Annotated in this window: 4 protein-coding genes; all 4 read right to left on the bottom strand. The window is 43.4% G+C overall.

The genetic code is table 11. The annotated features are described in order from the left end of the window. Positions 1-504: 504 nt before the first annotated feature. Positions 505-2,097 carry a RagB/SusD family nutrient uptake outer membrane protein gene (locus AB4Z08_RS21970; protein ID WP_441575930.1) on the bottom strand — a complete coding sequence of 531 codons (1,593 nt, stop codon included), beginning with the start codon at positions 2,095-2,097 and terminating at the stop codon, positions 505-507. A 17-nt stretch (positions 2,098-2,114) separates the two neighbouring features. Further along, a complete protein-coding gene (locus AB4Z08_RS21965; protein WP_441575929.1) occupies positions 2,115-5,234 on the bottom strand; it encodes a SusC/RagA family TonB-linked outer membrane protein in 3,120 nt (1,039 codons plus the stop codon). A gap of 19 nt (positions 5,235-5,253) precedes the next feature. After that, positions 5,254-8,109, bottom strand: coding sequence for a TIM-barrel domain-containing protein (locus AB4Z08_RS21960; RefSeq protein WP_441575928.1), 2,856 nt, complete (start codon positions 8,107-8,109; stop codon positions 5,254-5,256). Positions 8,110-8,237: 128 nt separating this feature from the next. Then, positions 8,238-12,323 (bottom strand): hybrid sensor histidine kinase/response regulator transcription factor, encoded by a 4,086-nt coding sequence (locus AB4Z08_RS21955; protein WP_441575927.1) that lies wholly within the window; start codon positions 12,321-12,323, stop codon positions 8,238-8,240. Positions 12,324-12,905 lie beyond the last annotated feature (582 nt).

Below are 12,905 nucleotides of genomic sequence, written 5' to 3'. Positions count from 1 at the left end.
CACCTGTTAAAGTACAATGCTTAATGGAAGCTGGTGCGGTCGGACGACATGCACTTTAAAAGTTTGAGATAAGTGAAAGAGTAAAGCATTCATAACGGTAAAAAGGACTCCGGATGCTCCCCTATGGGTAGCATAGCCGGGTAAAAACTCCCTAAGGGGAATATAACCGGGCATGCGGAGTGGCATCAATTGTAGTTTCATATACGTGGATTAAATGTTGTAAAGATATAGTGACGACAGCTCTACCCGGGTACCCGATTGATTCAACTATGGGCCTCAATTGTTACAATTGGCCTGTCATTTCCCCTGGTCTGGGATCCATTCTCTATCAATATATTCCTGTCTTCCGGTTATCGCGTTATAGAAATAACACCCGGTTGTTAAAATCTGGAAAGCCGGGATCATCATGATTGCATTCATCCAACATCCGCAAATTCTCCCCACCCGGCTTTCCAGATTATATAATTAGAATGGATGATCTAAATTAAAAGAGGACGCAAGGAACTACCATCCCGCGTTTTGTTTCAGTACGCTGTTAGATAAAGTGATTTGTGTATACGGTATTTGTACCAGGCCTTTTGTTTCCACTACCTTGGATGCCAGAATAGTTTTAGTGGTGTTTACGCCTCCATTTTGAACAGTGGTTGATTCCGCAATAGCAGCAGCAGCCACATTTATTCCCTGACGAAGTAAATCCCAGTACCGGATTCCCTCTGCGGCAAATTCCAGTCTCCTTTCATTCATAATATTGGCCTGGTTTACCGGAAGCTGAACAAAAGCGGCACCCAATGCTCTCTTGCGGACATCATCAAAATATTTTTGCGCATTGGCAGACCCTAATTCAGCGGCCATTAACAATACATCTGCATAGCGGATAGACACATAGTCCTGGTACTGACTGATCATAAAGCTCGCCCCTCCCATTTTTTCCGCCAGGCTTCTTCCTGCTTCATCTGCCATCGGTGTATACTTTTTAATCGTATAGCCTGTATATTCTCTCTGATCTTTTATATTCTGAAAATCAAGTTTTTCATCCTTTATAGAAATAATAGAAGCGTTTCTACGGCTATCATTTGGCGCAAAGGCATTCCAGAGTTTTGGATTTATAGTGGCGCCGCCCCAGCCCATTCCATAAGGATAAATGCTTTGAATCCGAATGCCATACAATACCATCCAGTTATTACCATCTGAATTCCCATTCCAGTCACTGGTATAAGTATACTTGATAGCAAATACCGTTTCTTTATTATCTTCTCCCACATAGTCATTCAGCGAAGCCGCCGGCCATAAGTTGGCAAACTTTTCAACGAGGCCAAATCCGCCGTTAGTAATAACATCCTCCAGATAGGCCAGGGCCTGTGCTTTTGACACGGCTCCCACCAGGTCTGGTTTGTTATAATAACCGGTATAGTACAGAAATACACGGCCCAGCAAGGCTTCAGCCGCCCATTTGGTTACCCGCCCATGGGTGGAGGCAGGCTGACTACCGTAACTGGTAGCCGCCAGGTTAGCAGCCGCAAACTTCAAATCGTCCGTAATCAGCTTATAAACATCATCGGCATTGGCCTGCGGCACATTATCGGTGGTAGGCTTGGTAATCAGCGGAACATTCCCCCATAACCGAACCATGTCAAAGTAACAATAGGCACGGATAAATCTTGTTTCCGCTTCGTAGATATTACGTGAACTGGCATCTCCGCCCCAATTCACCCCATCCAGATGCGACAACAACATATTAGCGCGGTAAATAGCCTTATAGTAAAGGCCCCAGGAATCACCAAACAGATCCTGATCTGAAGGAGAACGGAGCTTGTCAAATTCATCCATCATCTGATAGCCAAATCCGTCGGCATTACCGGTAGCACCAAATGCTTCGTCAGACATAATGGTAGAAGCCACAGGAAAGGCTATCCCCCCTGACCAAACCCGCTGTAACCCATCATAAACACCTACCTGCGCCTTCCAGGCATCATTGGGTGTTTTGTAAAAATTTTGTTCGGTTGCGGAGGTTACATCTTCTGTATCCAGAAAGTTTTTCTTACAGGCTGTCAATGATAACAGCGCCGTAACCAGTATATAAGATTTTAAGTTTTTCATCGCCAATTCATTTTAAATTAAAAACGGAGATTTGCGCCTACCATAAAAGTTCTGGGCCGCGGATAATAACCTACGTCCACCCCGGACGAAAAGCCTTCATTATAGCCTACTTCAGGGTCCATGCCTTTATATTTGGTAAGAATGAAAGCATTTTGTACAGATGCATATAGTCTCACTTTGCCCAGGTAACTTTTCTTCACGAGATGCGAAAAGTCATAGCCTAACGTAATATTGTTGATGCGAAGAAACTTGCCGTCGTAAACATACAAGTCAGAGAACTGGGCCCAGTTGGTGCCGTCTTCTGTTACCCTTGGAATGCTGTTGGAAGTTCCGGCACCATGCCAGCGGCCCAGAATTTCAGTGGAGTAATTGGCGAAACCACCCGGGCCTCTCCATGACTGCACCAGTTGATTACCTGATACGCCGGATGCCTGCACGGAGAAATCAAAACCTTTCCACCCAAGGGCGATGTTAAAACCAAATGTAAAGTCAGGATTAGGATCTCCGATTTTTGTTTTGTCAGCAGCATCAATAACGCCATCTCCATTTAAGTCAACATAACGAACGTCACCCGGCCTGGCGTTAGGTTGAATAGGCGCTCCTGTTTTTCCTTTATAAGCCTGTACGTCTTCTGCAGTCTGGAAAAGACCGGCAGTTTTATATCCCCAGAAGTACCCAACAGGCTCTCCGTTTGCGGCACGGTAAAACTCGCCTGCATTGGCATATAACGAATTGGTACTACCATGGATCACATGATCGTTGGTAGGTATATTTCCTATCCTGTTCCTGTTATATGCGCCGTTTATACCAATCGTGTAACTAAAATCTTTACCTATACTGTTGCTATAGCTAAGGCCCAGCTCAACACCCGTATTTTTCACATCACCACCATTAATCAGCGGCGCATCAGCTCCGGCAGTAGCCAGGATGGGCACTCTGATTAACCAATCCTTTGTTTTTTTGACATAATAATCAAAAGTCACATTCAGGCGCTGTAACACAACGGCGTCAAAACCAATATTGGTCTGTTCTGAAGTTTCCCATTTTACATTTGGATTGGCAATACGGCTTGGATAAGCCCCCTGTGTGTTTACCCCTTCAACAGGTCCGAATATATAACCGGCATTGGAGAAACTGATAGGCGATAAAAACTGATAAGCATCTACATTCTGATTACCCACTTGTCCCCAGCTACCACGTATCTTGAGGAAATCAAGCCATTGAATACCCTGCATAAAGTTTTCCCGGGTAGTTACCCATCCTGCAGATACAGAAGGGAAATAACCCCAACGCTTATCCGCTGCAAACTTCGATGATCCGTCTCCCCTGAAAGTGATATTCAATAAATATTTTTCCTGAAAATCATATTGCAGTCTTCCGAAAAAAGACAGCAAAGCACTGGCAGTCGGGCCACCGCCAACGCTCATATAAGGTGCACCCCTGTTCACATTCTGGGCAACAGATAAGTAAGCATGCTGCATATCGGCAATACGCAGATCCCAGTTACTACCGTTCATAGCCACGGTTTGCTGCTTCAGCGACGAACTACCTGCCATCACACTGAAATGATGATCCGTATGCACGTTAAAATCATAACTAAGCAAATTATCGAACTGGATGGTCCGTCCATTACCCATAGACTGCGTTACCTTGGCCGTATCATTAAAGGAATAAATAGACAGGTGATACACCGGCGTATAGCCGTGGCTTTGGTTGGAGTAATAATTTAAACCGAGGCTTGACCGGAACTTCAACCCTTTAATGGGTTCTACCTGTATGTATACGTCTCCAAATAACCCCTGGCTGCTGTTCCGGTTCCTCGTGGTATAATCCATAACGGCATAGGGATTGGCTTCTCCATTATTCCACGACTGGTCAGGCTTTCCGGGATACCAGCCTTTTCTGTCACTGCTGAAATAATTACCGGCAGAATCATACATAGGCAGAAAAGGACTTACGCCGAAAGCACTGCGTAAAGTATTGTTGTATTGCCCATCTACCAAAATACCATGATTGTTCTGATAATTGAATGTAAGATGCTCTCCTATCTTAACAATATTCTCATACAGATTATGTTCAGAGTTTATTCTGAAATTGTAACGGTCGAAATAAGAAATATCGGAACCGCCCACAATACCACCCTGACTGGTATATCCGAGAGACATGGAATAAATAGAATTAGCTCCGCCACCTTGTATTCCCAGTACATAGTTTTGGGTAGGCACATTGCTTTTAAACATCTGATCCATCCAGTTGGTATTTACCGGCAGGTTGTTTACTACGTCGTCACTGAAGTAGGGTGCCTTACCGGAGTTGACAGCCGCTTCATTGATGATGGTAGCATACTCTTTTGCATTCAGTAATTTTGCTTTGCGCGCCACGTTCTGTACACCATAAAAAGCATCCAGGGTTACCTGTGGCTTCTGATTGACTTTTCCCGTTCTGGTAGTCACCAATATAACACCATTGGCCGCCTGGGAGCCATAAATAGCGGCGGAAGCGGCATCTTTCAGGATGTCTATTGATGCAATGTCAGCCGGGTTCAGGTAGGAAATATCACTGGTTTGCACCCCGTCTACAATGTAAAGCGGAGAAAAATTACCTACGGTACCTTTGCCACGGATAATCACATTCATACCAGCTCCGGGCTGTCCGGAATAAGTAGTCAGTTGTACACCGGGCGCCTGTCCCTGTAATGCCTGCAGTGCATTAGTGGTATTCTGTTTCTGAATATCTGCACCTTTCACCTGCACATTGGCCCCCGTCACAAGCTTTTTCTTCTGTACACCATATCCAATCACCACCACATTTTCCAATTGACTTTCTGCATCCTGCAATTGAATTTTCAATTCATGCGATGTTACTTTCACCTCCCGGGGGATAAAACCAACGGAAGAAATAACAAGGATATCGCCGATAGATGCAGTGATAGCGAACTTTCCTGCTTCATCAGCAATAGTGGAGGTTTGAGTACCTTTTACCGATACTGATGCCGCCGAAACCGGCAAGGAGGTGATCTGACTGGTGATTGCTCCGCTCACCTTCGCAGTTTGTGCAGAGCTATTTTTGCCAAGGGTAAAAAACAAAATACCCCATAGCAGCAATATTGGCAAACGAATAATTTTGGCTGACTTCATACGTGTGAATTTAAATTGGCTATTTTTTTATAGTTAGATATTTTCCTTCATAAACCACTTCTTTATCGCATGTTGCGTCAACATCCAGGCGCCTGGCATGACCAGGTGTTATCATGTTAATACGAAATGTTCTTTTCTTCAACATGCCGCTAAATGAACCTTTCCGGTCTCCTATTGTAACCGTCGCCGTGCCTTCGTCATACTTTACAGGGATGATAGCAAAAGCGCCCTTTTCATAATTGTAATTACCACCTTCATCTTCATAAAGGTTAAAAGATGCGTTGGCCCCGGTGTAAATATTCAAGGTGATAGTATCCGCCTGTTTTTCTGTGGTATACTGTAATTCCGGGCCGAAAGGGAGTATGGATCCGGCTTTTACAAACAGGGGCATGCGTTCATAAGGAGCAGCAGCTGTAATTTTTTGACCACCGGCGTACCACTTCCCTGAATAGAGATCATACCAGCCTGCACTCTCAGGCAAATACAGGGCACGTTGGGTTTGTTGGTATTCACAAACAGGATTTACCAGTAACGCAGGACCAAACATATACTGGTCGGGAATATTTAATACTGCAGTGTCTTTTGGGAAGTCCATTGCAAGCCCGCGCATGATGGTATAGTCATCATGGTAAGCTGAGCCGGCCAGTGAATAGATGTAAGGCAGCAGCCGGTAACGCAGTTTATCATAATAAAGAAAGCTTTTGTAAGCAGGATGATCATCGGGCGCAGTATTAAATATCTCTCTATAAGGGAATTGTCCATGTGAGCGGAACAAAGGAACAAATGCGCCGAACTGTGACCAGCGGGTCATGAGCTCCCGCCATTCCTCCAGGCTTTCACTATCCGGTTTTTCAAACTTCGCGGGCACCACAAAACCTCCTATATCCATGGTCCAATAGGGAAGCCCGGACATAGAAAAATTCACTCCTGCTACTATCTGCGCTTTCATATCAACCCAGGTCGAACCAATATCACCACTCCATATAGCAGCAGCATAACGCTGTGAGCCTGCAAAGCCGGAACGGGTCAGCAGAAAAACCCTTTTGTCGGGATCTGTAGAGCGCTGTCCTTCATAAATTCCTTTTGCATTTTGCAGTGGATAGGCATTCAGAAATTCAGCGGCGCTACCTAAAGCTGTTGGGGTCATCTGTAGTTTCCTTCTATCCGGATTTACATTAGACAGGATGTCCGGCTCACTGGCATCCATCCACCAGGCGTCAATTCCTTTACTATAAATTTTTTTATTGATCAGGTCCCAAAATCCTTTCCGGGCAGACTTATTAAAGGCGTCATAAAAAGTTGAAACGTATCCTTTACCTATCCAATCTCTTTGCCGATCGGCTATATTTCTTTTATACAGCCATCCATTCTTATCAAACTCGTTATAGGCTGATATGCCATTATAAAATTTCGGCCACACAGAGATCATGATTTGGGTATTGTATTTTTTATGCAATACCTCAATCATACTGTCGGGAGAAGGGAAACGTTTTTCGTCGAACTCCTGGCTGCCCCATTCAGCTTCCTTCCAATAACTCCAATCGAGTACAATGTTATCGATAGGGATTTTTCTCTTACGGAATTCATCAACAGTGGAAACGATTTCCTCCTGTGTTTTGTATCTTTCCCTGCTTTGCCAGAAGCCCAATGCCCATTTGGGTACAATAGGCGCTTTACCGGTAAGCGTTCTATAGCCGGAGATGACCTCATCCATGTTATCGCCATACACAAAATAATAATCAACCTGTTTACCGGCTTCGGAGCAAAAACCAAAACTGTTCTGTTGCTCCTCGTTCAATGGTTCCTGCCATTTTAAAGAAAGATAGGATTCGCCTCCTTCTGGTGTCCATAAAATCTTTACTGGCACCTTTGCTCCTTTTTCGAAATCCCATGGAACTACTGCAGATGCCGGATTCCATGCCTTTCTCCAACGGTCCAGTACTAACTTGCCGTTCAGCCACACCTTCAGCGAGCCGCCATAAACGAACCGGAATTGATGAATACCGGCCAGGTTGCTGGAAAGCATCCCTTCCCAGGTAACCATACCGGTGGCAGGCGTAAATTCTCCGGGTAAATGGATCTTCGATTCTCCCAGGAACTCCATATCTATACTGGTCTCTGCTCTTTCTATACTTATCTCCTGCGGCTTACGCGTATCATTGGCATAGGAGGCCGTAAGCCATCCTGGCTCACCCTTTTTCGAAAAAAGCTGCATGGAAGAAAGTGAATGAAGCGGCCTGATATCACCTGCCCTGGTCAGGGAATAATTATCCCACAGAATACCATAGTTTTTATTGGAGATTAAAAAAGGAACGGCGACCTCGGTGTTATTCTGGAAGAAAGTAACCTGCTGGCCCCGGTAATTCATTATACCATCCTGGTGTTGTCCGAGTCCATACCACGCATCTCCATCTGAGCCCTGAAATGTTTGTGTAAGCGTATAGTATCGTTTGCCGTCAAATACGGCAGACTGAAAATTTCGCCCAAATGGCTGTTTTTCAGCCAATATTTTTTTGCCAGTCAGGTCTGTGAAAGTAACCGCCCCGGTTTTGCGGTTAACGGTAACCATTAACTTTTTTGTTCTGAGTATCAGGTTTTCCTTAGAGGGAACGATATCCCAGGTAAGCGCCGGTCGCTTTTCATAAACAGTAACCAGGCTGTTTCCGGGTGCTATTTCTTTACCTGGCGCCGCAATTACCCTTATAATATTATCTGCTATTACTTCAAGCTTAACGGCATGTGGAGAACCCGTACTAAGAGAATCCGTGAAAATTATCACCCCATTCGGCAAAGTGATATAGGCAGGCGGCACAGCTACCAACTTATTTACGAATACAAAAGTCAGCAGACCTAGTAGCAACAATCGAAAGTTCATATACGTGGATTAGATGGTGTAAAACTAGCGCTACACCATCAGAAACCGGGGCCCCAAATGATTCAATAACAGGACTCAAATGTTACAAATGATTGAATATTATTGGTAATATCCTGATAAGAGGGTGATTAAAGGTGCTTATTTTTAAGATTCGCGGCATACTCTGAAGGAGTAATTCCGAATTCTTCTTTAAAAAGTTTACGGAATACTTTGGGATTATTAAATCCTACCTGGTATGTCACCTCTCCAATAGACATTCCACTTTTATTTAATAATTGAGCAGCTCTTTTCAATCGGATGGACCGTATAAAATCTAACGGTGACTTGCCGGTGAGGGAATTTATCTTTCTGTACAAGGTGACCCTGCTCATGAACATCTGTCTGCTGAATTCATCTACAGAAAAATCAGGGTTATCTATTTGATTTTCGATGATCTCCAATGCCTGTTTCAGGAATTTTTCGTCTACGGGCGTTATCGTCACCTCTTCCGGGCTGACCTCTATCTGCTTCTGGAATCGCTTTTTCAATAATTGTTGCTGTGCTATCAGATTATTAATGCGTGAGGACAAAATCTCAAAGGTGAAAGGTTTAGTAATGTAATCATTGGCTCCTGCCTTCAAGCCCTCCAACTGTTTTTCCTCACTACCCATCGCCGTAAGCAAGATAACGGGGATATGCGCGGTGAGTGTTTCAGACTTAATTTTCCCGGCCAATTCAACTCCATCCATTAAAGGCATCATAATATCACTTACCACAAGATCCGGGTTAATCTGTTTTATTTTCTCCCACCCCTCCCTTCCGTTAGTCGCTTCCGCTACATGATAGCGTTCTTTCAGGTTATCTTTTAAATAAAAGCGCAGGTCCTCATTATCTTCCACTATCATAATTGTTTTTTTCCCGGACCTTTTCTTAACTTCTTCAATTATCAATTGCTCCCCTTCTTCCGCAGCTATTGGCGGGGTCACAAACGGGGGGGCAACATACATCTTCCTGGCTGGAAGCTGCACAGTGAAACAGGTTCCCTGTTCGGGCTCACTTTCCACTGTGATGATACCATTATGCAATTTTACAAACTCCTTTGTAATGGCTAACCCAATACCGGTCCCTTGGTTGACCATACTTTCCGGTACTTCGGTCTGAAAAAATCGTTCGAAGATTTTTTCATGCTGAGCGGCTGGAATACCGATACCGGAATCTTTTACGCTGATGGCAATTGTTCCATCGGCTTCATTAACAACAGGCGGATGATAGGTCAGTTTAACACGCACCTCTCCATTGTCATAGGTATACTTAAAAGCGTTGGAGAGCAGGTTAAATAAAATCTTTTCGATTTTATCTTTATCAAAATAAATCTCAAGGTGGTCAATGTCGCACGAGAATGAAAACCGGATTTTCTTCTTTTCTGCAATATCGGTGAAAGAATGGCTGGTTTCTCTGCAAAAACTGACAATGTCCCCTACGGCAGGATGCAGTTTTACTTCCTGCACTTCCATCTTTCTAAAATCCAGCAGCTGGTTTACCAGATTCAACAGGCGTTTTGCATTCCGTTGAACCAGGTTCAGTTGTTCTACCTGTTCCCGGTCAGCAGTATGTTTAATGATCTTGTCCAGCGGCGCAATGATAAGGCTTAATGGCGTACGGAATTCATGGCTTACATTGGTAAAGAATTTTGTCTTCAACTGTTCCAGCGCATAGGCCCTTTCGGCTTCTCTGCGTTGCTGCCTGACTTCAAAGCGCATATGTATCCTGTCTAAGGTAATCCGCCGGATAAGCCAAAACAGGGCAGCGGCGATCAGCAGATATATAAAGTATGCAATGGGAGTTCGCCAGAATGGTGGCTCAATATTGATCTGCAAGCTTTTCACTTCGCTCCATGCCCCCGTCCTGTCCAGTACTTTTACTTTGAAAATATAATGACCAGGACTAAGATTCGTATAGGTGGCTCTACGTTGGTTATCGTTTGTATACAGCCAGCCGGCATTAAACCCTTCCAGCATATATGCATATTTATCATTGCGGTTATGGGAAAAATCAAGTGAGGCAAAGTCTATAGAGAAAACATTTTCCTTATATTTCAGATCAATACTTTGCAGTTGTGATAAAGCACGGTTCAGCAATACCCGGTTATTAATCCGTTCACCAGGTTCTATATTTTTATCCAGTATCTGAAACCCGGTAAAAACAATTGCAGCGTGGCCAACAGGATGTTTAATGGAGGCAGGATTGATGATATTAAATCCTGACGGCCCTCCAAAGATCAATTCCCCTGTCCGTGTTCTTAGTGCCGCATTATCATTGAATTCCCGGTCCTGCAGATTATTGGTTGCATCGTAATTAACAACTGCAAAAGTGATGTGGTTATCATTTTGTCTGGGAACAGCGTTGCAGAGTCCATTCGGCGTGGAAATCCAGAGCGTTTGATGAGCATCCTCCAGGATGTTTAATATCATATTGTCCGGAAGACCGTCTGAAGTGGTGAAAGTCTGAAATTCTTTTGTTTGCTTATTAAACAAATTAAGTCCTTCCCTCGTTCCCACCCAAATCTGCCCCTTACTGTCTTCCAACAGGCAGAAAATACCATCGTCACTTAGACTGTTTTTCTTGTTTGTATGCTGATAAATAGCTGTTGCTTTATTCTTTTCAAAAACAGTAATCCCCCCACTGGTGCCTATCCACAAATCCCCTTTTTTATCCTGCATAATGGCAGAAATATAATTTGAACCTCCCCCGCTTTTATAATGGTAGAAGCGGTTTTCAGCTCTATCAAAACGATCCAGCCCGCCCCCCAAAGTGCCTACCCATAATTGCCGGTCGCTATCCTCAAATATGTCCCACACAATGTCATCTGCTAAACTGGAAGAATCGTTATCATGATGCCGGTAATGCGTAAACTGTTTACCATCGAAACTGTTAAGACCTCCGAAATAGGTCCCCACCCAAAGGATGTTTTCCTGGTCAATCCAAAGGCTCACAATCACATTATTACTTAAACTATTGCTATTATTGGGATCGTGCAGGTACTGTTTGAAAGTATTATTCTTTCTGTCAAAATAAATCAGCCCTCCTCCATTGGTGCCTATCCAGATATTGCCGGATCTGTCTTCAACAAAACGGTTCACATCATCAAACTGCAAACTCTTTGGATCTGATTCCCGGTGATGAAAATAAGAGAACTGTACAACGTTACTATTATAATAATTTACGCCTTGCTTATAGGTGCCAAGCCAGATAATTCCCTGATTATCTTTATAGATGGCAGTGATACTGTTTTGGCTGATGCTTTTAGGATCATTGGGATTATTCAACAGAAAAGTGGTATTAAATCTGTTCTTTTTATCAATCAGGGCTATACCTCCATGATCTGTTCCCACCCAAATCAGCCCATTATTATCCTGAACAACCTGGCTCACCAGGTCCGACTTTAGCTTTACAGGAAACGAGTTTTTGTCCATATGAATAACGCTGCTATCTTCCGGATGGAAAAAAAAGAGGCCATTTTTGTAACTCCAGCACCATATATCGCCATCGTTGTCAACAAAAAGGTTAACAGGATTTCCCCCTTTATGCTGCTTTTGCAGTGCAGTACTGAAAAATATAACTTTCCTCAACTGTACATCATACTTCTGCAAAAGGCCGGACTGATATACCAGCCATAACTTTCCATCCCCTGTTTCTTTTATGGAAGTAATCCTTTCAGCAGAGGGAATGCCTCCCTCTGGGTTAAACAATTTTACGCTTCCATCGTTGGCGGAATACAAATACAAGCCCTTGTCCTGATAAAGAAACCAGTATCTCCCGTCCTTTCCTTTAACTATACTGGAAATTGCACCTGCAGGTAAACCCATAGCAGATAAATAGCGATTATCATCTGCATCAAACTTTTCTGTATCCGGATTGTAGATACAAGGACCGTTCGTCGTTGACACCCACATTTTCCGGCCGGGTAACTCGTAAAAGCAAGTGATATAATTGCCCTTCAGAGAAGTACTGTCATTATGATCTTTACGAAATACTTTGCAGGAGTAACCATCATAGCGATTCAATCCGTACGTAGTCCCAAACCACAAAAAGCCGTCCTGGTCTTTTAACACTGCGTTTACCTGGTTGTGAGACAAGCCATTATAGGTATTCAGCTTTGAAAAATTATAGTGCTCACCCTGTGATAAAGCGATAAGGGATTGGAGCAACAAAACAACCCCAAAAAGGTAACGCATTGACGTAGGTTTTAGGTATAAAAAAGATTTTGTGCCGGCATTAATGCTTTTCCGGTTGGTATTGGTTTCCCGTTCATATTGTCAGGAAAGATATTTTTTCCAGGGTATTGTAACATTATATACCCTAATCCGGAATATTCCATACCCCTCATTATGGGATGGACTATATAACTTTATAATATTACTCCACGTAGTTAACATGCCTCGTTATGAAAAAATTCCTATTGTTGCCTGTTTTCCAGGCTTTCCTGTTTTGTATTTCCTCCTCAAAAAGTCTGCCGCCGTAAATTACTATTCTTAAGTGTCAATTAAACACATAAAAAAATATTGCCATAAAACCCCTATGATCAGAGACGCCCAACAAGGCTTTATACTTTTGCAAATAATGTAAGGGTACTGTATTGCTGTTAAAAAGGGAGCACTGCGACACCATTGTTTCTTTCATCTGAATACCTGCTTACAGGGATATTCGCAGATGATCTGCTACTATAATTTATTCCACGACAAAAATAAAAAGCAGTTCATTCCCATAAGCCAAACGCTACTGGCAAATATAGCTTACCTCTCTCAGATATACCAGCA

The sequence above is a fragment of the Chitinophaga sp. RAB17 genome (assembly GCF_052114225.1).
Lineage (GTDB): Bacteria > Bacteroidota > Bacteroidia > Chitinophagales > Chitinophagaceae > Chitinophaga.
Note: the sequence above shows the minus strand (reverse complement) of the source record. Positions and strands in the feature narration are given on the sequence as shown.

What these genes read in the sequence shown, in the direction of transcription:
- AB4Z08_RS21970 (WP_441575930.1), bottom strand. Translation starts at nt 2,097, where the DNA reads ATGAAAAACTTAAAATCTTATATACTGGTTACGGCGCTGTTATCATTG.
- AB4Z08_RS21965 (WP_441575929.1), bottom strand. Translation starts at nt 5,234, where the DNA reads ATGAAGTCAGCCAAAATTATTCGTTTGCCAATATTGCTGCTATGGGGT.
- AB4Z08_RS21960 (WP_441575928.1), bottom strand. Translation starts at nt 8,109, where the DNA reads ATGAACTTTCGATTGTTGCTACTAGGTCTGCTGACTTTTGTATTCGTA.
- AB4Z08_RS21955 (WP_441575927.1), bottom strand. Translation starts at nt 12,323, where the DNA reads ATGCGTTACCTTTTTGGGGTTGTTTTGTTGCTCCAATCCCTTATCGCT.